The organism is Aureimonas glaciei, from assembly GCF_014643375.1.
Classification (GTDB): domain Bacteria; phylum Pseudomonadota; class Alphaproteobacteria; order Rhizobiales; family Rhizobiaceae; genus Plantimonas; species Plantimonas glaciei.
Map to the genome: position 1 here is coordinate 51,852 of NZ_BMJJ01000010.1, position 23,507 is coordinate 75,358.

Consider the following 23,507-nt stretch of genomic DNA (forward strand, 5'->3'; position numbering starts at 1 on the left):
GTCCATGTTTGACTTCTTCTCCGCCCGCCGCCCCTCGACCTATGCGGGCCGTGCGATGATCGCGACATCCCATCCCCTGTCCACCGCGGCGGGGCTGGAAGTCCTGCAATCGGGCGGCAATGCCGTCGACGCGGCCCTTGCGGCCGTTTCGGTGCAATGCGTGGTCGATCCCCTGATGACCGGAATCGGCGGCGACTGCTTTGCGCTCTACGCGCCGAAGGGCGAGACGGTGAAGGCGCTGAACGGCTCCGGGCGGGCGCCCGCCGCCGCCACGGTCGCGGCGCTGAAGGCCGCGGGGCTCACCGACGAGATCCCGCAGACCAGCGCGCACGCCGTCACCGTGCCGGGCGCGATCTCGGCCTGGTGCCTTCTCCATGCCGACCATGGCTCGCGGCCGCTGGCCGAGCTGTTCCGCCGGGCGATCGGCTATGCGCGCGACGGCTATCCCGTCACGCCGCGCGTCGCCATGGACTGGGCGAACAATGCCGCCGTCATCGGCGGCGACGTCCACGCGGCGGCCGTTTTCCTGCCGGGCGGCGTTGCGCCCGCGCCGGGATCGCGGCACGCCCAGCCCTTGCTGGCCGAGCGGCTGGAAGAGATCGCCGCAAAGGGCGCGGCGGGCTTCTACGAGGGCGAGACCGCGGCGCGGATGGTCGGGCATCTCTCTTCGCTCGGCGGCCTTCATACTGTCGAGGATTTTGCCGAGGGCAAGACGGGCGCCCATTGGGTCGAGCCGGTCTCGGCTGATTATCGCGGCTTCGACGTCCACGAATGCCCGCCCAACGGCCAGGGCCTCGTCGCGCTGGTGATCCTGAAGATCATGGAGGGGTTCGACGTCGCCGCCATGGAGGAGGTCGACCGCCTGCACCTCCACGCCGAGGCGACCAAGCTCGGCTATCACCACCGCGACGCTCTCATCGCCGACCACGACCATTGCACGGGCGTCGCCGAGACGCTGTTGTCGGAGGAAGTCATCGCGGCGCTGCGGGCGCGGATCGACATGGCGCGCGCCAAGACCGCCGCGCTCTGGGACGAGCCCGAACACAAGGACACGATCTATCTCAGCGTCGTCGACGCGGCCGGCAACGCCCTGTCCTTCATCAATTCGATCTTCCACGGTTTCGGCTCGACCCGGCTGGATCCCGCGACCGGCGTCCTCTTCCACAGCCGCGGCGCCTCGTTCCGGTTGATCGAGGGCCATCCCAACGCCATCGGCCCGCGCAAGCGCCCGATGCACACGATCATTCCCGGCATGGTGACGAAGGATGGCCAAACGCTCATGCCTTTCGGCGTGATGGGCGGCCAGTACCAGGCGGCGGGACACGCGGCCTTCCTCTCGGCGGTGATCGACCGCGGCCTCGACCTGCAGGCGGCGATGGACGAGCCGCGCAGCTTTGCCACCGCCGGCGTCCTCGAAATCGAGCCCGGCATCGGCGAGGCGACGCGCGCCGAGCTCGCCCGCCGCGGTCATGTGCTGAAGGTCGTCACCAGCCCGATCGGTGGCAGCCAGGCGATCCGCATCGCCGACGGGATGCTCGAAGGCGGGTCGGACGGCCGCAAGGACGGCATGGCGCTGGGCTTCTGATCGGCCGGCTGCGCGCCAACCTCGCGGGCGCGGTCACCGCGCCCGCCGGCCGGGCGCGACCTTCACGGCGATGCGGCCGTCCGGATCAGTTGCCGCTATGCTGCCTCGTCGCGCGCCTGATACCAGCGATAGAGTAGGCTCTGGCCGATGCGTCGGAACGGCGCGAAGGCGTGGCCGGGCAGGGGGCCCTGGAAAATGGGCAGAGCCTGGGCCGGCTGTCCGGCGACGAGGGCGGCGACGCGGCGGCCGGCCTGGGCCGAATAGGACACGCCGTTGCCGCCATAGCCGCCGGCATAGAACAGCCGCTCGCCGGCATCCGGCTGGACGATACGCGGCATCATGTCGTGGCTGACATCGACCCAGCCCCACCAGGAATAGTCGAGCGCCACGCCCGCCAGCGCCGGGAACTTTTCGGCGATGCCGCGCTCCAGTAGCGCCAGGTGTTTCGGGTTCTCGGCATCGGCGCCGGCGATGGCGCTGCGCGAGCCGATCTGCAGCCGGTCGTCGGGCAGGAGGCGGTAGTAGAAGCGCAGCGTGCGCGTATCGGTCATCACCTGCCGGGCGCGAATTCCCGCCGCCTCGATCTCCGCCTTGGACAGGACCCGCGTCACCACCGAATTCGACAGGATCGGCATGATCCGGCTCTTCAGCGCCGGGTGCAGCTTTTGCCCGCCATAGCCGCCGGTCGCCAACACTACGGATTTCGCCCTCAGCGAGCCTTTCGGCGTCACCACGCGAAAATACTCGCCCTCCCTCGTGATCGAGGTCACCGGGCTGCCGGGATGGACTCTGGCGCCGAGCGAGCGGGCGAATTTCAGGTAGCCGAAGGCGAGCTTTCCCGCATGGATGCCGGTACCGAGCGGCTCCAGATAAGCGCCCGCGGCGCCCTTTTCGCCGGTGAAGTCGCGGCGCAGCTCCTCCGGTCCTATGACCTTGATGCCGTAGCTGAAGACGCTGTTCGCGACCTCGGCCTCGGCCTTCAGCTTGTCGAAATAGCGCGGCCGATGCGCGATGTGGAGATGGCCGCCCGGCTGCGGGTCGCAGTCGATGCCGGCGACGAGATCGCTGAAGACCTCGAACCCCTCGACGATCTCCCGGTGCAGCGCCTTGGCGGTATCGACGCCCCAGCGGGCGATCCACTGCGAGCGCGACAGCCGGCCGGACGCCGACTGGCCCTGGCCGCCATTGCGCGTGGAGCAGCCCCAGGCGACGCGGTTGGCCTCGACCACATGCGCCTTGATGCCGTGCTCGCGGGCGAGGAAGATCGCGGTGGCAAGGCCGGTATAGCCGGAGCCGACGACGACCACCTCCGCCTCGCCGTCGCCGGTGAACGGCCCGTCATCGGCCGGCGGGGCGCCGGCGGTGGCGATCCAGTAGGTCGGGGCATAGGCGCGGTTCTCGCCGGGCGTCGCCTCGCGCAGCGGATCGTAGCGCGGATCGTAGGGCAGGGAACCGGGGGTGGCGGCGGTCTCGTTGCGGGTCATCGGTCTTCCCTCGGGGTCAGGCCGCCGCGCTCTTGCGGAAGGCGCGCTTGGAGACGATGCGGTCGCCGCTGAAGCGGAAGAGGTCGAGCCCCTCGCGCTCGACCGCGACGCCGTCCTTGGTGCCGGTGAACAGCCACTCCGTCAGGGCGTGGTCGCCGTCGATGCTGTGGCGCACGACGGTCCAGCGCACGTCCGGCATGCCCGTCCAGACCGCGGTGAACGCAGCGCCCGTCGCCGCCTTGCCGGTGATGCGGGCGCCATACGGCTCAGGCCCGACGGCAGTCTCGAACACCACGTTGTCGTCGAAGCAGGCGAGCACCCCCTCCACATCATGCGCGTTGAACGCCTCGAACAGCGTGTCGAGGAGGGCCAGTCGAAATGTCGGGTCGGTCATGTCAGTCTCCTCGATGCTGTGGGCGGCACGATGCGCGCGCCGCGGACCGGGAGAGTAGAGCCAGATCGCGGGCACCCGTGGGCCAGTTTCGCGCAGTGGTGGACTGTGCCCATTTTCTCATCATTGCATTTGAAACTGCCTTGCAATGAAGCCGATGGAGCCAGACGGGGCGTGAAACGGCACCGGTCTGGTCCTTCCGGCACGGCGGTTGCAGGGGCTCTATGGACGGGATCCAACCGCCCCGACCCCCGCCACGGAGACCTTTCATGCGCCAGACCCTGACCCTCGCCGCCGCCCTCGGGGCCTTCGTCAGCTGGACGGCCCTCGCCGTCGCTGCCGACAAGGAAGTGACCTTCGCCTACCAGGACATGATGACCCCGATCCGGGTGATGATGGAGAGCGGCGCCTTGGAGAAGGAGACGGGCTACACCGTGAAGTGGGTGAAGTTCGGCGGCGGCGGCGACGTCATCCGCGCCATGGCCTCGGGCGATATCGACATGGGCGAGGCCGGCTCCTCGCCGGTCGCCACCGCCGCCTCGCAGGGCCTGCCGCTGAAGCTTTTCTGGATCCTCGACGACATCGCCAATGCCGAGCAGCTGGTCGTGCGCAACGATGCCGGCATCAAGACCATCGCCGATCTTAAGGGCAAGACCGTCGCCGTGCCCTTCGTCTCGACCGCGCACTACCAGCTGATCTATGCGCTGCAGGACGCCGGACTGTCGCCAAACGACGTCAAGATGCTGAACATGCGCCCGCCGGAAATCGCCGCCGCCTGGGAGCGCGGCGACGTCGACGCGACCTTCATCTGGGCCCCGGTGCTGACCGTCGCCAAGAAGAACGGCACCGTGCTGGTCAGCGCCGGCGACATCTCGGCCAAGGGCAAGCCGACCTTTGACGGGCTCGTCGTCACCGACGAATTCGCCGCCGACAACAAGGACTTCATGGTCAAGTTCGTGTCGCTTCTGGCCAAGGCCGACGAGGCCTATCGCAAGGACGGCGCCGGCTGGGCCGAGGCCTCGCCCGAGGTCCAGGCCGTCGCCAAGTGGACGGGTGCCACGCCCGCGGACGTTCCGGCCGGCATGGCCGCCTATGTCTTCCCGACGCTCGCCGAGCAGGTTTCGCCGAAATGGCTGGGCGGCGGCGCGGCCGCGGCACTGAAGTCGACGTCGGAGTTTTTGATGGAGCAGGGCCGCGTCACCGAGCTGGCGCCGGACTACGCGGCCTTCGTCACCAAGGAGTTTGCCGAAGCAGCAGCGAAATAATCGGCGGATCAGGGCGCCGTCCGGCGCGTACGGGCGGCTCCGACCCGCGTCGATAAACCCGACGGGGCAGCGAGAGAGGACAAGCACCATGCTGGAAATCAAGAATCTCAGCGTGCACTACGGCGAAGGCGAAAGCGGCACGGTGGCGCTGTCGCGCATCGATCTCGCGATCCGCTCGGGCGATTTCGTCGTCGCCCTCGGCGCTTCCGGCTGCGGGAAGACTACGCTCCTCTCGTGCATCGCCGGCTTCCTCGCGCCGACCTCGGGCGAGATCCTGCTCGACGGTGCGCCGGTCCGCGGGCCGGGCGCCGACCGCGGCGTGGTGTTCCAGAAGCACGCGCTGATGCCCTGGCTCTCGGTCGTCGACAATGTCGCCTTCGGCCTGCGCATGCAGGGCATGGCGAAGACCGAGCGCCGCGACAAGGCGCTGCATATGCTGCATCTCGTCGGCCTCTCCGAGTTCGCGGAAAAGCGCATCTACGAGCTTTCCGGCGGCATGCAGCAGCGCGTCGGCATTGCCCGGGCGCTCGCCGCCGACCCGCGCATGCTCCTGATGGACGAGCCGCTCGGCGCGCTCGACGCCTTCACCCGCGAACAGGTGCAGGAGCTGATCCTCGACGTCTGGTCGGCGACCGGCAAGATGGCCTTCTTCATCACCCACGACGTCGAGGAGGCGATCTTTCTCGCCACCCGTCTCGTCATCATGAGCCCGCGGCCGGGCCGCATCCGCAAGGTGGTGCCGCTCGACTTCTGCCGCCGCTTCCTCGAGACGCGCAACGCCCGGGCGGTGAAATCCTCGCCCGACTTCATCGCCATGCGCGAGGAAGTGCTCGACCAGATCCACCGCGACCAGCCCGTCCTCGAAGGGGCATGACATGACCTATGCGAGCGACCCCGTGGCCAAGGCCCTTGACGACGTTGCCCCGACGGCGACCGAGACGCCGCCGCCCAAGGCGGTGCCGGCGCGGCGCCGCCAACGTCTGGGCGAGCTGAACACCGGGTTGATCAGCACGCTGACGGTGCTGGCGATCCTCGCCCTCTGGGCGACGGTGACCCATCTCGGCCTGGTCAGGGGGCTGTTCCTGCCGAAGCTGGAGACGATCTTCACCGCCTTCCTCAACGCCGTCGACGGCAAGATGGACGGCGCGCCGCTCTCGGTGCACGTCCTCGCCAGCCTGCAGCGCGTCGTCGGCGCGTTTCTGCTGGCCGCCGTGATCGGCATTCCCGCCGGCATCGCCATGGGCATGAACAAGGTGGCGCGCGGCATCATGGACCCGGTGGTCGAGTTCTACCGGCCGCTGCCGCCGCTGGCCTATCTGCCGCTGGTGATCATCTGGTTCGGCATCGGCGAGACCTCGAAGATCCTCCTGATCTTCCTCGCCTGCTTCGCCCCGGTGGCACTGGCCGCCCGCTCCGGCGTCGCCTCGGCGTCCGCGGACCAGATCAATGCGGCGCGGGCGCTCGGCGCCAGCCGCTGGCAGGTGGTGCGCCATGTCGTGCTGCCGGCGGCGCTGCCGGAAATCCTCGTCGGCCTCAGGATCGGCATGGGCGTCGGCTGGACGACGCTGGTCGCCGCCGAAATGGTCGCCGCCACCGCCGGCATCGGCCAGATGGTGCTGAACGCCTCGAATTTCCTGCGCACCGACATCGTGATGATGGGCATTTTCGTCATCGGCTTCTTCGCCATCCTGTTCGAGTTCGGCATGCGCGGGCTGGAGCGCTGGCTGGTGCCCTGGAAGGGCAAGGTCTAGGCGCCGAGGACCCCGACCCCGGACCGCACCGCCACGATGTAGCAGAACCAGAGAATGACAGACCCGCCAGGCCGGCCCCGCTCGGCCACTGGCTGCGCCGCAATCCGGCGCGCATACCCACCCGACAGGATTTTCTATGGACATGATGCCCGCCGCGCCCGTGCGCGACCGCCTTCCCGACGGCGCCCGCCTTCTGTTCGAGAGCGTCGAGGAGAGGCAGCTGATCGACGGGGCATTGGTCGCGAGCTGCGACCTCGGAACGCTCGATGTCCTCGATCCCTCCACCGGCGGCGTGCTCGGCCGGGCGCCCGCGGCGGGCGAGGCCGATGTCGCCGCGGCCGTCGCGGCCGCCGTCCGCGCCTTTCCCGCCTGGCGGGACACCGCTGCCCGCGCCCGCGGCAAGGCCGTCGCGGAGGGTGCAAGGCGGATCGAGGCGGAGATCGCCGATCTGGCGCCGCTGCTGGCGCTGGAGACCGGCAAGGCGATCCGCACGGAATGCCGGCCCGAGCTCGGCTCGGCCGTCGACATCCTGTCGATGTATGCCGGCCTTGCCGGCGAGCTGAAGGGCGAGACGGTGCCCTACGATCCCGGCATGCTCGCCTATACGCTGCGCGAGCCGCTCGGCGTCGTCGCCGCCATCCTGCCGTGGAACGTGCCGCTCGTCCTGATGATGCTGAAGATCGCGCCGGCCCTCGTCGCCGGCAACACGGTGGTGGTGAAGGCCTCGGAGGAGGCGCCCTTCGCCACCATCGCCGCCGCGAAACTCCTTGCCGACGCCCTGCCGCCCGGCGTCCTCAACGTGATCTGCGGCACGGGCGCCGACTGCGGCGGGCCGCTGGTCCTGCATCCGCGTGTCGCCAAGGTGACCTTCACGGGCTCGCAGCCGGTCGGCGAAGCGATCCACGCCATGGCGGCGACGAAGCTGATGCCGGTCAGCCTCGAACTCGGCGGCAAGAGCCCGATGATCGTCTTTGGCGATGCCGACCTCGACCGGGCCGTCGAAGGCGCCTTCGCCGGCATGCGCTTCACCCGCATGGGGCAGAGCTGCACCGCATCCAGCCGCATCTATGTCCACCGCAGCCTCTACGACCGCTTCCTGGATGCTTTGGTCCTTCGCCTGGAGGCCATGGTCATCGGCGATCCCCTCGACGAGGCGACCGATGCCGGCGCCGTCGTCAATGTCCGGCAGAAGCAGAAGATCGAAGCCTTGTTGGCCGAAGGGGCGTCCGTAGACGGCGTCGAGTTGCGGACGGTCGGCCGGCTGCCGCAGGACTCTCTTCTGAAGGACGGCCTGTTCGTGCTGCCGGTGCTCTGCCTTGGCGCGACCGAGGACAATGTGCTGATGCGCGAGGAGATTTTTGGTCCCGTGACCTGTCTCGTGCCCTTCGACGACGACGCCGCCGTACTGCAAGCCGCCAACGACAGCGATTTCGGTCTCGCCGCCACGCTCTGGACGCGCGACCTGAAGCGCGGGCTGACGATGGCGCAGCGGATCGAGGCCGGCTTCATCCAGGTCAACCGGACGCTCACCATCCAGCCGAACCTCGCCTATGGCGGCTTCAAGAAGTCGGGCCTCGGCAAGGAGGCCTCGCTCGCCGCCATGCTGGAGCATTTCACCCGGGTAAAAACCATCGTCGTGGATCTCGGCTGAGGCATGGAGGCCCTGGCGAGCCTTTTCGACGGCCGGGTTTTCCTGCTGGTCGCGCTGGCGATCGCCGGCTCGGCGCTCCTGCGCGGCTTCACCGGTTTCGGCTTTGGCATCGCGGCGGTGCCGCTGATGAGCCTCGTGATGCCGCCGGCCGAGGCCGTGGTGGTGGCGGTCGGGCTGCAGTTCTTCGGCGGCCTGTCCGATGTCCGGCGGCTGCACGCACTCTGCGACTGGCCCTCGCTGCGCTGGCTGATGGCCGGTGCCGTCCTCGGCTCGCCGCTCGGCACGCTGGCGCTGGTGGCCGTGTCGCCGGCGACGGCGCGCCTCCTGATCTCGGCCATCTGCCTTCTCGCCGTCGTGGCGCTAGGTCTCGGCCGGGTGTTCGCCCGCCCGCCGCGCGGCGCCGCGACCGCCTTGTTCGGGGTCGTTGCCGGCCTGTTCAACGGCCTCGCCGCGATGCCGGGACCGCCGGTCGTCGCCTATTACATGGCGAGCGCGCTTCCCTCGGCGGCGGCACGCGCGTCGCTCGTCACCTTCTTCACCGCCACCGCGGCCGTCGCCTTGCTGACGACGGCCATCGCCGGGCTGTGGAGCCTGAAGACCGCCAGCCTCGTCGCGCTCGGCCTGCCTTTGATGCTGGCCGGGACCTGGGCGGGCGAGAGCGTCTTTCGCCGCAGCGGCGGCACGCACCACCGCATGGCCTCCCTGTCGGTGCTGGCGGCAATCGCCGTCCTCACGGGGGCGCAGGGCGTTCTCGGGCGCTGAGGTTTACGCCGTCCGCGCCGCCACGATCGCCTGCAACAGCCGGTCGATGCCGCCGTCGATCCGCTCGGCTCGGATGGCGGCAAAGCCCAGGCGAAAACTGGCGCGGCCGTTCTGCGGGTCGGCGAAGAAGATATCGCCGGGCTCGACCAGGACGCCGGCCTCGCGCGCCTGGAGCGCCATGGCCCTTGCGTCGAAGCCGGCGGGGCCGGTGATCCAGAAGCTCGTCGCGCCGGGCTCGCGCCGCCAGCGGAAGCCCGTCGGCAGCGCGTCGAGCCGGGCTTCGATCAGGCGGGCGCGTTCGGCGAGGACGAGGCCGAGCCGGCGGACATGGCTGCGGTGGTGGCCGAGCGCGATGAACATGGCCATGGCGCGCTGGTTGTTGGCCGGGGGATGGCGCAGCATCATCCGGCGCAGCGCCCTCAATTCCTCGATGATCGCCGGACGGGCGACGGCGAAGCCGAGGCGCAGGCCGGGGGCGAGGGCCTTCGACAGGCTGCCGACATAGACGACGTGGCCGTGGGCATCGATGCTTTTGAGCGCCGGCGGCTCGGCGTCCTCGGGAAAGAGGTCGGCCTCGTAATCGTCCTCGACGATCAGAGCGCCGGTGCGCTCCGCGCTGGCGAGGATCGCCTCGCGGCGCGCCGGCTCCATCGTCACCGTCGTCGGGCACTGGTGGCCGGGCGTCAGGAAGACCACGTCGCAGGCGGCGAAGACGGCATCGGGCACCGCGCCCTGGCGGTCGAGCGTGAGATGCGCTGGCGTGACGCCGCCGACCTCCAGCATGTTGCGCAGGTCGGGATAGCAGGGATCCTCGATGCCGACGCGGATCGACGGGCCCGCGAACAGCCGCGCCAGCATGTAGAGCGCCTGCTGTGCGCCCAGCGTGATCGTCACCTCGTCGAGCGTCGCCCAAATGCCGCGCCGCGGCAGGATCTTTGTGCAGATCTCCGCGACGAGATCGCGGTCGTCGTCGTCGATCATGTCGACCGACCATTCGCCCACCTCGCTGGCGCTGGAGGCGGCGCGCACGCTCTCGCGCCAGTCGTTCAGCGGAAACAGCGAGGGATCGAACTGGCCGAACAGGAAGGGATAGGGATAGCCCGCCCAATCGCGCGGCTTGACGATCTGGCGCATGCGGCTCGGCCGGAAGGCGAAGCGCGGCTCGAAATCCGCGGCGTCCTGCGCTCCAGCCTCTGGTCCCGATGCGGGCCCGGACCCCGCGACGGCCTGCGGGCGACGGCGCCGCGGTTCCTGCTGCCCGCCGGCGACGAAGATGCCGCTGCGCTCGCGGCTGTCGAGCACCTTGTCGTCGAGCAGCTGCTGATAGGCGAGCGTCACCGTGTTACGGCCGACGCCGAGGATCGCCGCCAGACGCCGGCTGGAGGGCAGGCGGGTCTCGCTCGGCAGCCGCCCCTCGCTGATGGCGCCGATCAGCCGCTGGCGAATCTGCAGCTGCAGCGACTGGCCGCTGCGCGACATGCCCTCGAACAGCGCCTGCCAGCCGTGACTGTCGTTCTGCATGCGATCCTGGCGGTCCCGATGGATGGCGCGCGCGCCTGCGCCGCCGCACCGCCGATGCTAGTGGATCTCTCCCCGGGGCTCAATGCACTGCAGCATGGAGCGGGCCCGCCAAAACGCCCTGGCGCCCCTTCGACCCGGGCGCACTCGCCCGCGGCTGACCGTTGCCGTCTGTTGCGGCATTGCTGCACAGCAAAAGCCCTTATCTCGGTACGCTTGCGACCCAAGCTCTTTACTTGAAATTCCTACTCATGTTTGGTCGCGCGGCGGCGGCAAGGCGTGCCGAGACCGAAGTCCAGAGCGGTGGTCAGCAGGGAGCAGGAAGGGCATGGACGCAGCGGATGGCGAGATGCGCTATCGGTCGGCGGTTTGGCCACGGTGCCCGCCCATGACGGGGCAGCTCGCCGCCAAGCGTCCCGTGGCGCCCGGGCTGTCGACGCCTACCCGCGTGCGAGGCGCGACTTGACGACGGCAGCGCCAGTCGATCGGCCGCCGCACCGCGTCGGCCCGCATCGCCGTCATTTTCTTGCCGGCCTGGTTGGCGGCCTCGTGGCCTGCGGCCTGAGAGCCCCGCCCGCCGCCGCGGCAGGGGAGGGGCTGCGTTTCGTCCACGCCTATGGCGAGACGGTGCTGCCGCAACCGGCGCGCCGGATCGTCTCGCTCGGCTACACCACGCACGACACGCTTCTGGCGCTCGGCCAGCCGCCGCTCGCCATCCGCTACTGGTATGGCGATCACCCCTTCGGCGTCTGGCCCTGGGCGCAGCCTTTTCTCGGCGGTGCCGAGCCGGTGCTGCTCGCGGGCGAGGTGTCGATGGAGAAGGTGGCAGCGCTGTCCCCCGACCTGATCGTCGCCATCGGCGCCGGCATTTCCGAGGCGGAGTACGCGGTCCTGTCGCGCATCGCGCCGGTGCTCGTGCATGAGCCACGCTATTCCGGCTACGGCACGCCCTGGGACGTGATGACCCGCACGCTCGGCCGTGCGCTCGGACGCAGCGGCCGGGCCGAGGAACTGGTGGCGGCGGCCACCCGGGATTTCGCCGCGGCCCGCGCCCGCAATCCGGCCTGGGCCGGCCAGACGGCGGTCGCCGCCTACCACACCGGCGGCGAGACGGGCGCCTTCACCGGCGTCGACACGCGCGCCCGCTTTCTCGAAGAGCTCGGCTTTCGCCTGACGGCGGGCGTCACCGAGCTCTCCGGGCCGGACGGCTTCTACGTCGCCCTGTCGCCGGAGGACTTATCGCCGCTCGATGCCGACGTCCTCGTCTGGATCTCGGGTCTCGCCGCCGTGCCCGACCTTGCCGCGCTGCCCATGCGGCGGACGCTGACGGCGCATCGGGAGGGGCGCGAGGTCTTCGCCGGGCCGCTGGTCTCCGGCGCCATGTCGCATGGCAGCGTCCTCTCCCTGCCGTTCGCGCTGACGGCGCTGGAGGCCGATCTGGCCGCCGCATCGGACGGCCTCCCCGACACCCCGGTCGCGACCGCCGTGGCCGCCGGGCTCGCGCCGTGAGAGGCTGGACGCTGATCCTCGCGCTTCTCTTGGCCGCAATGACGGTGACGCTCGCCTGGGGCGTGCGGCCGGTCTCGCTGCTCGACCTCTGGCAGGCGTCCACGGCACCCGATCCGCTCGATCCGGCGCATGTCGCCATCCTCTCCATCCGGCTGCCGCGGCTCGGCGCGGGGCTCGTCGCGGGCGCCGCCCTCGGCATGGCCGGCAGCGTCATGCAAGCGCTGACGCGCAATCCGCTGGCCGATCCCGGCCTTCTCGGCGTCAATGCGGGCGCCGCCTTCGCCGTGGTCCTCGGCGCGCTGCTGCTCGGCCGCGCCGATGGCGGGCTGATCACGGCGCTGGCCTTTCCCGGCGCGGCGCTGGCGACGCTCGCCGTCTTCGTCCTCGGCGGCGGTCTCAGCGGCGATGCCGGCCCGGTCCGGCTGACGCTGGCCGGCGCGGCGCTGAACGCGCTGCTGCTCTCCTGCGTCTCCGCCGTCGTCCTCGTCCGCGGCGAGGCGCTGGAAGTGTTCCGCTTCTGGATGGCCGGCTCGCTCGCCTGGGCGATCGAGCGACCGGTGGCCATGATGGCGCTGGTGGTTTTGTCCGGCGCCGTCTTGGCGCTGGCCGCCGCGCCGCGGCTGGAACTGCTCTCGCTCGGCGACGCGCTGGCGCGGGGCCTCGGAACCCGGCCCGGCCGGATCCAGGCGCTCGCCCTTCTCGCGGTGACGCTGCTCGTCGGCGCGGCGGTCTCGGTCGCCGGTCCCATCGCCTTTCTCGGCCTGATGGTGCCGCCGCTGGCGCGCCGCGTCGCCGGCCATTCCCTGCGCCGCGAACTCGTCGCTTCCGCCCTTCTGGGCGCCGGCATCCTGCTCCTCGCCGACACCGCCGGGCGCCTGCTCCTCGCCCCGGCCGAGATCCGCGCCGGCGTCATGACCGCCCTGCTCGGGGGGCCCGTCTTCATCTGGATCGCCCGCCGCCTGAAGCCGGGGGCGCAGGCATGAGGGGCGCCGTCTTCCTCGTCGTCCTCCTGGTCGTGGCCAGCGCGGCGTCGCTGACCCTCGGCGACGTGCCGCTCGGCCTCGGCGATCTCTGGCAGGGCGTCTGGGGCGGCGACGGGCCGGGCGCGCTGACGATCCGCGTCATTCGCGGCCCGCGCGTCGCCGTGGCGCTGGGCGCCGGGGCGGTGCTCGGCCTCTCCGGCGCGGTCTTCCAGAGCCTGTTGCGCAACCCGTTGGCGGCGCCGGACATCATGGGCTTCACCTCGGGCGCGGGGCTCGCCGTTCTCGCTTCGGTCAGTGCCGGTCTGATGCTGCCGCTGCCGCTCGTCGCCGCGGCGGGGGGCCTTGCCGCCGCCGTGCTCGTCGCCGGGCTCGCCCACCGGCCGGGACAGGCGACGCCGGCGGTCACCCTCGTCCTCGTCGGCCTCGGCGTCGGCTTCACCACCGCCGCCATCGGCACCTTCCTGATGACGCGGCTACCGAGTTCCGAAGCGGCCGAAGCGCAGCGCTGGCTGTCCGGCTCGCTCGCCGCGCGCGACTGGAGCCACGCGCTCCAGGTCTGGGGGATCGGGACGGCGCTCGCGATGGCGCTCGCCCTGCAGGTCCGTTCGCTCGACCTGCTCGGCTTCGGCAACGACCTCGCCGCCGGTCTCGGCCTCCGGGTCGAGCCGGCGCGCTGGCGCCTGGCGGCGACGGGCGTACTTTTGGCGGCGGCGGGCGTCGCGGTTGCCGGGCCGATTCCCTTCGTTGCCCTGATGGCCGCCCCGCTCGGCGCGCGCCTCACCGGGGCCCAAAGCCTTTCCGGCCGACTGGCCGCAGCGGCCGGCGCGGGCGCCGCCGTCACGCTTCTGGCCGACCTCGCGGCGCGGCTGGCGATCCCCGGTCTCGTCCTGCCGATCGGCGTGATGACCGGCCCGCTCGGCGCGCCCTACCTGTTGTGGCGCCTGTCGCGCGAAATGGAGAAGGGCGAGCTTTGACCGACATGACGCTCCGCGCCGAAGGCCTCAGCCTCGGCTATGGCGACCGCCTGGTGATCGACCGGCTGTCGCTCGCGGTTCCGGCCGGGCAGGTCACCGCGATCCTTGGCCCGAACGGCTGCGGCAAGTCGACCCTGTTGCGCGCCTTCGCCCGGCTGATCCGGCCACGAGCGGGGCGGGTGACGCTCGGCGGTGACGACATCCATGGCCAGGAGACGCGCGCGCTCGCCCGCCGGATCGCCATCCTGCCGCAGGCACCGCTGGCGCCGGAGGGGATCGGCGTCGGCGATCTGGTGAAGCGGGGGCGTGCGCCCTGGCGCGGCCTCCTCAGCCCGTGGAGCGCCGCCGACGCCAAGGCTTGCAACGAGGCGCTCGACGCCGTGGCGATGACCGCCATGGCGGGGCGTCCGCTCGCGGAACTGTCCGGCGGCCAGCGCCAGCGCGCCTGGCTGGCGCTGGTTCTGGCGCAGGCGACGCCGCTTCTTTTGCTCGACGAGCCGACGACCTTCCTCGACCTGCCGCACCAGCTCGACGTGCTGGGCCTCCTGCGGCAACGCAACCGCGAGGCGGGCACGACGGTGGTCAGCGTCCTGCACGACCTCAACCTGGCGGCGCGCTTCTGCGATCATCTGATCCTCCTCGGACCGGACGGCCCGGTGGCCGAGGGCCCGCCGTCGGCGGTGATGACGGCGCCCTATCTCGCCCGCGCCTTCGGCCTCTCGGCCCTCGTTCAGGCGGATCCTGTGACGCAGCGGCCGATGGTGATCCCGCTGTGATCCTGTCGCTGCGATAGGCCCGCCGCGACGCCGGAACGGTGACCGGACGGCCAAGGCGTCAGCCCCGCGGGTGCGCCAGCGAAACGCCGGCCGCCGTGCCGAGCAGAGCGGCGAAGTAGATCGCGATGCCGTGGATCTGGATCGGGAAGTCGACAGCGGAATGGGCGAGCAGCAGTGCCAATGCCGCCAGCGCCAGGATCGGGACGAAGCGCAGCCGCCGCCTCTCGCGCAGGCCCGCGGCGTAGATCCAGCCAAGGCAGGCGAGACAGGCGAGAAGCAGGACGGCGAAGGGAAGGCCGAAGCCGAGATAGCCCTCGAGATAGGAATTGTGTGCCCTTTCCGGATTGCCGTAGAGGCCGCAGACGGTCGAGCGGGCCATGGGATAGATGCGCTCGAAGGTGCCAAGACCTGTCCCGAGCAGCGGACTGTCGCCGATGGCGGAAAGGACGTCGCGGTAGAGGCACTCCCGGATGCTTTCGGGGCCGGCGAGCTCGGCGCGCAGGACCGTCCGCTGGCCGAGAACGGCGATCCCCGCCAGGGCGATGCCGATCGCCAGGACCATGCCGGCCGCCTTGCGTCGGGGCGTGGCTGCCCGATAGGGCAGCGTCGCGATGGTGGCGAGCGTGCCGGCCACGAGCGCCGCGGCGGATAGAGCGATGCCGGCCCGCGACCGCGTGAGAAACAGGCCGAGCACGATCGCCAGCAGAGCGAGGAGGCTGAGGAGCAAGGGCCATTGCCGCCCGAGACCGTCCAGGCCCGGGCGTCGCACGTCGCGCAGCAGCCGGCCCCTGTCGCTCCGCGCGACCTGCCATGACAGCAGGCCAAGCATCGACAGAGCGGACAGGCCGAGAAAGGTCGCTGCGTTGTTCTGGTTGACGAAGGTGCCGGTCATCACGCCGGTGCTGAGATGCTCCTGCGCAAACAGCCGCGCCTGCGGGAAGACGGAGAGGCGGACCAGGCCGAACAGCGCGAAGGCGGCTCCGAGCCCCGCCAGCATCCGCCAGGTCCGGTAGCCCTGGACGTCGCTGCGCGACAGCAGCAGCGCCGTGCCGAAGGCGAAGAAGGGCGACACCAGGCTCGGCAGGCTGCGGAGTGTGTCGCCGGGGGAGAGGGAGATCGACCCGCCGGCCACCCCCAGCTCCCGCCCAGCCAGCGCGAAGGCCGGATGCGCGAGCGGATTGCCGGCGAACCAGAGGGTCTGTGCGAAGGTGTAGAGACCGGCAAGGCCACCGATTCCGAGAAGCATGCAGAGCGGACGACGCAAGTTCGTCGACCAGGGCGTCAGCGCGAGGATGGCGCCGAACAGGAGGGCCTGACAGGCGGCCGAGAAGAACAGGTTGCCCGGCCTGACCGAACCGAGCGGCAGGATGGCGATCAGGAGAGCGCCCAGGAACAGCCCGCGGAGCGGTGTCAGCGGCATGGCGCTGCCGGCCTTGGGCAAGGGGGAGGGCGGCGTGCCTGCGCGTCGCCCTGCGGCAAGAGCCGCCTCTGGTGCATCATTTCTACGTAAATACCCGTAAATAGTTCAGTGCACCTATGCGTGTAATGCTCAGTCAACATGGATATGCTCACAGAATAATTCTTTTCACGCCGTTAACCAAGGTATGAAATACCATTCATTTCTGACTATAAGGCGTTATATATGAACGAGATTCTCCAGGAAAATGAACGCAGGGTTGCCGGATTTGCGTTGCACATTTCTCATCGCTGACCTGATCGTGGTATTTGTCGCCTCGATACTTGCGGTAAATATTCGTGATTCTTCCTTTGACGCTCTTTTTATCTCTCCCTATTATTGGATCTTCGCAACTTTTTCGACGTTGATCGCGCTTCTTGTTTGGTTGATATCAGGTTTGTCGCGTCGACCGTGGCAATATTTTACGGTTTCAGACATCATTTATCTTGTTTTTGCAGTAACGGCTGTTGTCGTTATCGCGATCTTCATCATGTTCACGCTCAACCGGTCCGACTTCGTTGCTCGCTCCGTTCCGTTTCTGCAGTGGATCCTGTCTCTGACCCTGCTCGTCCTCGTTCGGGTTGCCTGGCGATACATGCCGATGGCGAAGGACGATGGAAATGCGGAGGAGATGGGCGGCAGAGAGTACATTCTTCTTGTCGGCTACAACCCAAGGTCTGAGATTTTTTTGCAGTGCATCGAGGCGCTCTATGCCAACCGCGCCTCGGTTGTCGGCATTCTCGACGACCATCCGCGCTCCGGCGGCCTGATGCTGAAGGGAAAGCCCGTCATCGGCCACTCCTCCATGCTGGCGGCAACCCTGATGCGGTTTCGAAACCACGGGATCGAGATCGCCCGGATCGTCATGACGACCCCCGAGCAGCAGCTGTCCGCAGCCTTTCAGGGGGCGGTGGCACAGATCCGGGCGGAGGGCGTGGTGCGGGTCGAGCGGTTCGAGGGGCTCTTCGGCTTCGACGACCTGGATGCGCATCCGGTCACAGCCACGCGCGCGCAACAGGTGCTGGTTGCCCGCCAGGGCGAATGGGGGCTGGGCACGCCGCGCGGGCGTTATCTCGCCGCCAAGCGCGTCTTCGATTTCGTGACCGCGCTGACGCTGATCCTCGTTCTGGCGCCGGTCTACCTGCTCCTGGCCGGGCTGGTGGCCAAGGATCTCGGCAGCCCGATCGCGTTCTGGCAGGAGCGCCCCGGCTTCGGCGGCCGCCCCTTCCGCGTCTACAAGTTCCGGACCATGCGGGATGCCTACGATCTCGACGGCAAAGAAGTGCCGGAGGCCGAGCGTCTGTCGTCGATCGGCCGGGCGCTGCGGCGGCTGCGGCTCGACGAGCTGCCGCAGCTGTTCAATATCCTGCTGGGCCACATGTCCTTCGTCGGCCCTCGGCCGCTGCTGCCGGTGGACCAGCCCGGCAACGTGGCGATGCGCCTGTCGATGCGGCCCGGCCTCACCGGCTGGGCGCAGGTCAACGGCGGCCGCCATCTCTCTTTGCCGGACAAGGGGGCTCTGGATTTCTGGTACATCGAGAATGCCGGCCCGTGGATCGATGCCAGGATCATCTTCCTCACCCTGCGCTTCGTCCTGGGCGGCGAAAAGCCGCCGGCAGAGGGGCTGCTGCAAGACGCTTATGGGCTGGTCGCCAGCCGGGCGGCGGAGGCCGATCCGCAATCGCGCTACCGCAAGCGGCTGAAGGACATCGTCGGCCGCCCCGCCCGTCGGGCCTTGCACGATCACGACAAGGTGGGTTTCGATGCCGACGATTGAGATCGCCGGGCCGGGGCAGGGGCGGGACTGGTTCGTCCTCCAGTGCCACGGCGGCAAGGAAAGGCTGGCGGTAGCCAATCTGCGGCGCCAGGATTTTCCCGTGTTCCTGCCGCTGATCCGGCGCGTCGACCGCAAGGCCGGCAAGCCCGTCGAGGTCTTGCGGCCGCTCTTTCCCGGCTACCTGTTCGTCGCCTTCGATCCGCGGCGCGAGCCCTGGCGGTGCATCAACGGAACGCTGGGGGTGAAGCGGCTGGTCTCCTTCACCGATGTGCCGCAGCCCGTGGGCCGCACGATCATGTCGCCGCTGGTGCGCGCCTGCGACGACGAGGGCGTGTTCTCCACGCGACGGATGCAGGAACTCCGGCCGGGAGAGCGCGTCAGGCTGTCGGGTGGGCCGTTCGATGACATGGTCGGCACCATCGAGGCAATGGCCGGCGGTGACCGGGCGAGGCTGCTGCTCGACCTACTGGGGCGGACGGCGCGCGTGACGGTCTCCCGCGACGACCTGCAGCGTGTCGCCTAGAGGCCGTCGCCGCCGGCTTGTCTCCCAGAAAGAGGCGATGGTTAACAGAAGTGAGAATGATGGTGACCCGGGTAACCAAATCGGACGACAGGGTCCTGTAAACACACAACCTTCTTGAGGGGGCGGGCCGCCCTTGCTAGGGTCGGGTCGGCGGGATGCTCCGGCGGCCTGCGTCCCCGGCGGTCGAACCAAAAGAAACGACCCGGCGGACAACCGGCGCCGTACAAGGCGCCGGTCGGCCGGCAAGCAGGCGAAGGCACGGCTTTCAGCCTTGCGACACAAGCATGGGAGGGACGATACGTCCGGGCGGTCCGCTTGACCCCCGGTGCGGTAGCCGTTCAAGACCCGCGCGACACCCGGCCCTTCCGGCCCGGGCCCTCTTGTCAGATTGGCCGATCCGGCCCATCCATCGACCGCTCCGGCAGCCCGGGTCCGATCGACATCGGAGAGACACATTGAGCGCATTTCCCACCGATCTCGAGCAAAAAGCCATCTCCGTCGTCGGGCTCGGCTATGTCGGCCTGCCGCTGGCCGTCGAGTTCGCCAAGTCGCGCCAGGTGGTCGGCTTCGATATCCGCCAGGAGCGGATCGCCGAGCTGTGCAGCGGGCGGGATGCGACGCTCGAAGTCGAGCCAGACGCCCTGGCGGCGGCCGAGACCTTGCGTTTTACCAGCGATGCCGACGATCTCGGCGGTTGCGGCATCTTCATCGTGACGGTGCCGACCCCGATCGACCGCGCCAACCGCCCGGACCTCGCAAATCTGATTGCCGCGACGCAGACGGTGGGCCGGGCGATGAAGCCGGGCGCGGTGGTGATCTACGAATCCACGGTCTTTCCCGGCTGCACGCGCGAAGTCTGCGTGCCTATCCTGGAAGAACTCTCCGGCCTGACGCTGAACGAGGGCTTCTTCCTCGGCTACAGTCCGGAGCGCGCCAATCCCGGCGACAAGCAGCATCGGCTGACCACCATCGTGAAGGTGACCTCCGGCTCGACGCCGGAAGCCGCCGATGCGGTCGACCGGCTCTACGCCTCGATCGTCACCGCCGGCACGCACCGTGCGAGTTCGATCGAGGTGGCCGAGGCCGCCAAGGTGATCGAGAACACCCAGCGCGACCTCAACATCGCGCTGATGAACGAGCTGTCGATCATCTTCGAGCGCCTCGGCATCGACACGCTGGAGGTTCTCGCCGCCGCCGGGACGAAGTGGAATTTCCTGCCCTTCACGCCGGGCCTCGTCGGCGGCCACTGCATCGGCGTCGATCCCTACTATCTGACGCACCGGGCCCAGGAGGTCGGCTACCATCCCGAGGTGATCCTCGCCGGTCGGCGGATCAACGACCGCATGGGCCAGTATGTCGCCGGCCAGGTGGCCCGCGCGATGATGAGCCGTTCCATTCCCGTCGTCGGCAGCCGCATCTTGGTGATGGGCGTCGCCTTCAAGGAGAACTGCCCTGACATCCGCAATTCCAAGGTCTTCGACATCATCACCGAGCTGAAGCACTTCAACGCCCGCGTCGATGTCTGGGATCCCTGGGTCTCGCCCGAGGGCCTCAGCGCCGCCTATGGCCTCGAAGGCCTGACGGCGGTGCCGGACGCCGGCAGCTATGACGGCATCATCCTAGCCGTCGGCCACCGCCAGTTCGCCGAGATGGGCGCCGCCGCCATCCGGGCGCTGGGCCGGGACGGCGCCGTCCTCTACGACGTGAAGGGCATATTTCCGAAACACGAAACGGACGGACGCCTCTGATGAAGATCCTGGTCACCGGCAATGCCGGATTCATCGGCTTCCACGTCGCCCGCAAGCTCCTGGCGCGCGGCGACAGCGTCGTCGGCTTCGATGTCGTCAACGGCTACTACGACCCGGCGCTGAAGGAGGCGCGGCTGCAGCTTCTGGACAAGGAAGCCGCGGCCTCGAAGGGTGACTACGCCTTCGTGCGGGCCAATCTGGCGTCGCGCGAGGCGGTCGAGGCATGCTTTGCCGAGCACCGGCCCGACCGGGTGATCCATCTCGCCGCGCAGGCGGGCGTGCGCTACTCGATCGAGAACCCGCACGCCTATGTCGAGAGCAACATCGTCGCCTTCACCAACATCCTCGAGGCCTGCCGCCATGGCGGCGTCGAGCATCTCACCTATGCCAGCACCTCCAGCGTCTACGGCGCCGATACGGCGATGCCCTTCTCCGAGCACCAGAGCGTCGACCATCCGTTGCAGTTCTACGCCGCGACCAAGCGCGCCAACGAGTTGATGGCGCATTCCTACAGCCACCTGTTCCGCCTGCCGACGACGGGCCTGCGCTTCTTCACCGTCTACGGACCATGGGGCCGGCCTGACATGGCGCTGTTCCTGTTCACCCGCTGCATTCTCGAGGGTCGGCCGATCAAGCTGTTCAACAATGGCGACCACACCCGCGACTTCACCTTCGTCGAGGACATCGCCGAGGGCGTGATCCGGGCGAGCGACGACGCTGCGCAGCCCAATCCCGACTGGGACAGCGACCGGCCCGACCCCGCCACCAGCAACGCGCCCTTCCGCCTCTTCAACATCGGCAACAACAATCCGGTGAAGCTCACCGCCTATGTCGAGGCGCTGGAAGAGGCGCTCGGCAAGAAGGCCGAGCGCGAACTCCTGCCGCTGCAACCGGGCGACGTGCCCGACACCTATGCCGATGTCAGCGAACTGGTGCGCGCCGTCGGCTACAAGCCTGCGACGCCGGTGAAGGAGGGCGTCGCCTGCTTCGTGGAGTGGTATCGGAGCTATCATGGCATTTGAACGCCGCGCCCGGCGGTGAGGGGATGAGGCGGATCGTCGCCCGTCTTCGGAACCCGGGATCGGTCGGCGCGACGATCGTGCGGGGCGGGGCCGTCTCGCTCGGCTCGATCGTCGTCGGCACGGGTCTTGGTCTCGCGACCAACCTGCTGCTGGCGCGGCTGCTGAGTGCCGCCGACTATGGCGTCTATGCCATCGCGACAGGCTGGGCCCTGATGCTGGCGATCCCGGCCACTGCCGGCTTCGACTTCGCCCTCCTGCGCTTTGCATCGGGCTATCTGGCCGATGGGCGCAGGGCTCTGCTGCGAAAGCTGGTGCAGACAGCCGTCGGCGTCGTCATCGTGCTGACCGTGTTGGTCGGCATCGGATTTCATGGCCTGACGACCGCCTTTCCGGGGCTCCTCGGCCTTCCGTCCGATATGCCGACCCTTTGGCTGGCCCTCCTGTCGGGTGCCTCCGCCCTTCTCGTGGTGCTGTCGGCGCTGTTTCGCGCCCGCAGGAAGATCTTTCTGTCGCAGTTCTACCAGCAGGTCCTGCGCGCTGCCTTGCTGCTGGGGCTGACGCTCCTGGTGGCGCGCCATGGCGGCCTCGACGCCGGCAGCGCGCTCGCCATCACGGCACTGTCGGCGCTCGCGGCAACGGTGCTTCTCGGGCTGCACCTGTTCCTAGCGGGACGCCGTGAGGGTCGCGCGGAAGGCAGCCTGGCCGCACCGGCGCTGCGAAACGAAGAGATCGGGGAAGCACGGCGGCGGTGGTGGGCGATGGCGATGCCCTCCCTGCTCTCGTCCGCAGCGCAGCAGCTGCTCACGCAGGCCGGCATTCTCGTACTCGGCATGGTATCGACCACCGAACAGGCGGCCGGATACGCCCTGGCGGCGAGGCTGACACTGCTCGTCACCTTTCCCCTTTCTGCCCTCGCTTCCATCACCGCGCCGATGATCGTCGAGGCCTGGCATGCCCGAGACAAGTCCAGGCTGCAGCAAATCGCCAGCCTGAATGCGCGGCTGGCGGTCCTCTCTGCCGTCCTGCCCACCGCTCTCTTTGCTCTCTTTGGCAGGTGGGTGCTCGGCGCCTTCGGGCCGCAATATCTCGCCGCCTTTCCAGCTCTTCTTGCCCTCTCGCTTGGTGGTTTTGCCGCGGCGTTCACTGGAGCCTCCGCCAGCCTTCTGCTGATGACGGGGCGCCAATCCCTGGTGGCTCGCCTCATGCTGATGTGCGCCGTCGGTCAGCTCGCCATGCTCTTCCCTCTGGCGGCGGCTTTCGGGGCGACCGGCGCGGGTCTCGCCGTCTGCGTCACGACAGTCTTTCTCAACGCTTCGATGAGCTGGCTCGTCGCCCGCCACATGGGCGTCAACGCCAACGCGATCGCGCTCCGCCGTCGATGACTTCTGGACCTTCATGCTGATCACCCTCTCGCGACGAGCCCTGACGCGGCCGACGATGCGCCGTGTGCTGCGGCTTCTGCCGCTCCCGCAGGCCGTCTACCGAAGCCTGCACTTCAGGGACGTCGTTACCCTCTCGGCCGGGCCGGGTGCCGACTTCCGGATGCATCATTTCGGCTATCAGGTGGAAAACGACCTCTATTGGGCCGGCTATGGTCGCGGCTGGGAAGCGACCTCGCTGCGGCTCTGGGCTCTCCTGGCCAAGCGCGCCGATGTCATCCTCGACATCGGCGCCAACACGGGCGTCTATGCCCTGGCGGCCCAGGCGGTGAATCCGGCGGCCAGGATTTTCGCCTTCGAGCCGGTGCCCCGGATCGCCCAGCGCCTGGCCGCGAACGCGGCGCTGAACGGCGCCTCGATCGCCGTCGTCATCGCTGGCGCCTCCGACCAGACCGGACATGCCACGATCTTCGAGCCGGACGCCGAGCACGCCTACTCCGCCTCGCTCACGCGCGAAATGCTGGGCGCGGCCCCGCAGATGCTGGAGAGCAAGGTTCCCGTCACACGGATCGATGCCTTCGCCGTTGCGCACGGGTTGAGGCGCGTCGACCTCGTGAAGATCGATGCCGAGCGGCACGAGCCCGAAGTCCTGGCCGGGTTCGGCGACCGTTTGGCAAGGGACAGGCCGTCTCTCCTCGTCGAGGTTCTCGACAGGGCAATGGGCGAGCGGCTCTCGCCGCTGCTGTCGGGGCCGGGCTATCTCTCTTTCCGTGTCGACGAGCGGATGGGGATCGTTCCCGATGACATCCTCGGACGACATCCCGGCAACTACTTGCTGTGTCGCCCCGATGTCGCCGACGGGCTCGGCATTCGCGAAGGCCGCCGTCACGCCGACCTTGCCAACGACTGACCGCCGTCATCGCCCGACTCGAGACGCGACGCCGGTGCCGCCC

20 protein-coding genes are annotated in these 23,507 nt (G+C 69.2%); 16 read left to right on the forward strand and 4 right to left on the reverse strand.

Annotation, left to right across the window (positions count from 1 at the left end; translation table 11 throughout):
- Positions 1–4: 4 nt before the first annotated feature.
- Positions 5–1,585: a gamma-glutamyltransferase family protein gene (locus tag IEX88_RS19070; protein WP_188853769.1), complete on the forward strand. Its 1,581-nt coding sequence runs from the start codon at positions 5–7 to the stop codon at positions 1,583–1,585.
- 95 nt (positions 1,586–1,680) lie between these two features.
- On the opposite strand, the gene IEX88_RS19075 is transcribed toward IEX88_RS19070, so the two are convergent.
- Entirely contained in the window at positions 1,681–3,069 is a 1,389-nt protein-coding gene (locus IEX88_RS19075; protein ID WP_188853771.1) for an NAD(P)/FAD-dependent oxidoreductase, read from the reverse strand.
- Between the two features lie 16 nt (positions 3,070–3,085).
- Positions 3,086–3,463 (reverse strand): nuclear transport factor 2 family protein, encoded by a 378-nt coding sequence (locus IEX88_RS19080; RefSeq protein WP_188853773.1) that lies wholly within the window; start codon positions 3,461–3,463, stop codon positions 3,086–3,088.
- Between the two features lie 266 nt (positions 3,464–3,729).
- Between IEX88_RS19080 and tauA the strand changes: the two genes are divergently transcribed.
- From tauA to IEX88_RS19105, 5 genes are all read left to right on the forward strand, one after another.
- Positions 3,730–4,725 (forward strand): taurine ABC transporter substrate-binding protein, encoded by a 996-nt coding sequence (tauA, locus tag IEX88_RS19085; RefSeq protein WP_188853776.1) that lies wholly within the window; start codon positions 3,730–3,732, stop codon positions 4,723–4,725.
- A gap of 88 nt (positions 4,726–4,813) precedes the next feature.
- A complete protein-coding gene (locus IEX88_RS19090; RefSeq protein WP_188853778.1) occupies positions 4,814–5,599 on the forward strand; it encodes a taurine ABC transporter ATP-binding protein in 786 nt (261 codons plus the stop codon).
- A 1-nt stretch (position 5,600) separates the two neighbouring features.
- Positions 5,601–6,476 (forward strand): ABC transporter permease subunit, encoded by an 876-nt coding sequence (locus IEX88_RS19095; RefSeq protein ID WP_188853780.1) that lies wholly within the window; start codon positions 5,601–5,603, stop codon positions 6,474–6,476.
- A gap of 136 nt (positions 6,477–6,612) precedes the next feature.
- Complete coding sequence (locus IEX88_RS19100) at positions 6,613–8,127, forward strand: aldehyde dehydrogenase family protein (protein WP_244640359.1); 1,515 nt, start codon at positions 6,613–6,615, stop codon at positions 8,125–8,127.
- A 3-nt stretch (positions 8,128–8,130) separates the two neighbouring features.
- A complete protein-coding gene (locus IEX88_RS19105; protein WP_188853782.1) occupies positions 8,131–8,889 on the forward strand; it encodes a sulfite exporter TauE/SafE family protein in 759 nt (252 codons plus the stop codon).
- Between the two features lie 3 nt (positions 8,890–8,892).
- On the opposite strand, the gene IEX88_RS19110 is transcribed toward IEX88_RS19105, so the two are convergent.
- Positions 8,893–10,410: an aminotransferase-like domain-containing protein gene (locus IEX88_RS19110; protein ID WP_188853784.1), complete on the reverse strand. Its 1,518-nt coding sequence runs from the start codon at positions 10,408–10,410 to the stop codon at positions 8,893–8,895.
- Positions 10,411–10,869: 459 nt separating this feature from the next.
- Between IEX88_RS19110 and IEX88_RS19115 the strand changes: the two genes are divergently transcribed.
- Genes IEX88_RS19115 through IEX88_RS19130 form a run of 4 tightly spaced genes read left to right on the forward strand, consistent with a single transcriptional unit; the run spans position 10,870 to position 14,649 of the window.
- On the forward strand, positions 10,870–11,916 hold the full coding sequence (locus IEX88_RS19115) for an ABC transporter substrate-binding protein (protein WP_188853786.1): 1,047 nt from the start codon (positions 10,870–10,872) through the stop codon (positions 11,914–11,916).
- Complete coding sequence (locus IEX88_RS19120; RefSeq protein WP_210319299.1) at positions 11,913–12,899, forward strand: FecCD family ABC transporter permease; 987 nt, start codon at positions 11,913–11,915, stop codon at positions 12,897–12,899. Before IEX88_RS19115 ends, IEX88_RS19120 begins: the two co-directional genes overlap by 4 nt.
- Complete coding sequence (locus IEX88_RS19125; protein ID WP_188853789.1) at positions 12,896–13,873, forward strand: FecCD family ABC transporter permease; 978 nt, start codon at positions 12,896–12,898, stop codon at positions 13,871–13,873. The genes IEX88_RS19120 and IEX88_RS19125 overlap by 4 nt, the downstream gene beginning before the upstream one ends.
- 5 nt (positions 13,874–13,878) lie before the next feature.
- Positions 13,879–14,649: an ABC transporter ATP-binding protein gene (locus IEX88_RS19130; RefSeq protein WP_188854109.1), complete on the forward strand. Its 771-nt coding sequence runs from the start codon at positions 13,879–13,881 to the stop codon at positions 14,647–14,649.
- Between the two features lie 58 nt (positions 14,650–14,707).
- Here the strand turns inward: IEX88_RS19130 and IEX88_RS19135 are convergent, their stop codons facing one another.
- Positions 14,708–16,069, reverse strand: coding sequence for an O-antigen ligase family protein (locus IEX88_RS19135; RefSeq protein WP_188853791.1), 1,362 nt, complete (start codon positions 16,067–16,069; stop codon positions 14,708–14,710).
- 244 nt (positions 16,070–16,313) lie between these two features.
- Here IEX88_RS19135 and IEX88_RS19140 point away from each other — a divergent pair, with 244 nt between their 5' ends.
- From IEX88_RS19140 to IEX88_RS19165, 6 genes are all read left to right on the forward strand, one after another.
- Complete coding sequence (locus IEX88_RS19140) at positions 16,314–17,882, forward strand: sugar transferase (RefSeq protein WP_188853792.1); 1,569 nt, start codon at positions 16,314–16,316, stop codon at positions 17,880–17,882.
- The gene (locus tag IEX88_RS19145) at positions 17,869–18,405 is read left to right on the forward strand and encodes a transcriptional activator RfaH (protein WP_188853794.1); all 537 of its coding nucleotides are present in this window, start codon (positions 17,869–17,871) and stop codon (positions 18,403–18,405) included. Before IEX88_RS19140 ends, IEX88_RS19145 begins: the two co-directional genes overlap by 14 nt.
- Before the next feature lie 455 nt (positions 18,406–18,860).
- Complete coding sequence (locus IEX88_RS19150; protein WP_244640361.1) at positions 18,861–20,153, forward strand: nucleotide sugar dehydrogenase; 1,293 nt, start codon at positions 18,861–18,863, stop codon at positions 20,151–20,153.
- Entirely contained in the window at positions 20,153–21,175 is a 1,023-nt protein-coding gene (locus IEX88_RS19155) for an NAD-dependent epimerase (RefSeq protein WP_188853804.1), read from the forward strand. Before IEX88_RS19150 ends, IEX88_RS19155 begins: the two co-directional genes overlap by 1 nt.
- Before the next feature lie 23 nt (positions 21,176–21,198).
- Complete coding sequence (locus IEX88_RS19160; protein ID WP_188853806.1) at positions 21,199–22,557, forward strand: lipopolysaccharide biosynthesis protein; 1,359 nt, start codon at positions 21,199–21,201, stop codon at positions 22,555–22,557.
- Between the two features lie 13 nt (positions 22,558–22,570).
- Positions 22,571–23,464: an FkbM family methyltransferase gene (locus IEX88_RS19165; RefSeq protein WP_188853808.1), complete on the forward strand. Its 894-nt coding sequence runs from the start codon at positions 22,571–22,573 to the stop codon at positions 23,462–23,464.
- Positions 23,465–23,507: the final 43 nt, after the last annotated feature.

Coding starts and splice junctions, on each gene's coding strand:
- IEX88_RS19070 (WP_188853769.1), top strand. CDS start 5: ATGTTTGACTTCTTCTCCGCCCGCCGCCCCTCGACCTATGCGGGCCGT.
- IEX88_RS19075 (WP_188853771.1), bottom strand. CDS start 3,069: ATGACCCGCAACGAGACCGCCGCCACCCCCGGTTCCCTGCCCTACGAT.
- IEX88_RS19080 (WP_188853773.1), bottom strand. CDS start 3,463: ATGACCGACCCGACATTTCGACTGGCCCTCCTCGACACGCTGTTCGAG.
- tauA (WP_188853776.1), top strand. CDS start 3,730: ATGCGCCAGACCCTGACCCTCGCCGCCGCCCTCGGGGCCTTCGTCAGC.
- IEX88_RS19090 (WP_188853778.1), top strand. CDS start 4,814: ATGCTGGAAATCAAGAATCTCAGCGTGCACTACGGCGAAGGCGAAAGC.
- IEX88_RS19095 (WP_188853780.1), top strand. CDS start 5,601: ATGACCTATGCGAGCGACCCCGTGGCCAAGGCCCTTGACGACGTTGCC.
- IEX88_RS19100 (WP_244640359.1), top strand. CDS start 6,613: ATGGACATGATGCCCGCCGCGCCCGTGCGCGACCGCCTTCCCGACGGC.
- IEX88_RS19105 (WP_188853782.1), top strand. CDS start 8,131: ATGGAGGCCCTGGCGAGCCTTTTCGACGGCCGGGTTTTCCTGCTGGTC.
- IEX88_RS19110 (WP_188853784.1), bottom strand. CDS start 10,410: ATGCAGAACGACAGTCACGGCTGGCAGGCGCTGTTCGAGGGCATGTCG.
- IEX88_RS19125 (WP_188853789.1), top strand. CDS start 12,896: ATGAGGGGCGCCGTCTTCCTCGTCGTCCTCCTGGTCGTGGCCAGCGCG.
- IEX88_RS19130 (WP_188854109.1), top strand. CDS start 13,879: ATGACGCTCCGCGCCGAAGGCCTCAGCCTCGGCTATGGCGACCGCCTG.
- IEX88_RS19135 (WP_188853791.1), bottom strand. CDS start 16,069: ATGCCGCTGACACCGCTCCGCGGGCTGTTCCTGGGCGCTCTCCTGATC.
- IEX88_RS19140 (WP_188853792.1), top strand. CDS start 16,314: ATGAACGCAGGGTTGCCGGATTTGCGTTGCACATTTCTCATCGCTGAC.
- IEX88_RS19145 (WP_188853794.1), top strand. CDS start 17,869: ATGCCGACGATTGAGATCGCCGGGCCGGGGCAGGGGCGGGACTGGTTC.
- IEX88_RS19155 (WP_188853804.1), top strand. CDS start 20,153: ATGAAGATCCTGGTCACCGGCAATGCCGGATTCATCGGCTTCCACGTC.
- IEX88_RS19160 (WP_188853806.1), top strand. CDS start 21,199: ATGAGGCGGATCGTCGCCCGTCTTCGGAACCCGGGATCGGTCGGCGCG.
- IEX88_RS19165 (WP_188853808.1), top strand. CDS start 22,571: ATGCTGATCACCCTCTCGCGACGAGCCCTGACGCGGCCGACGATGCGC.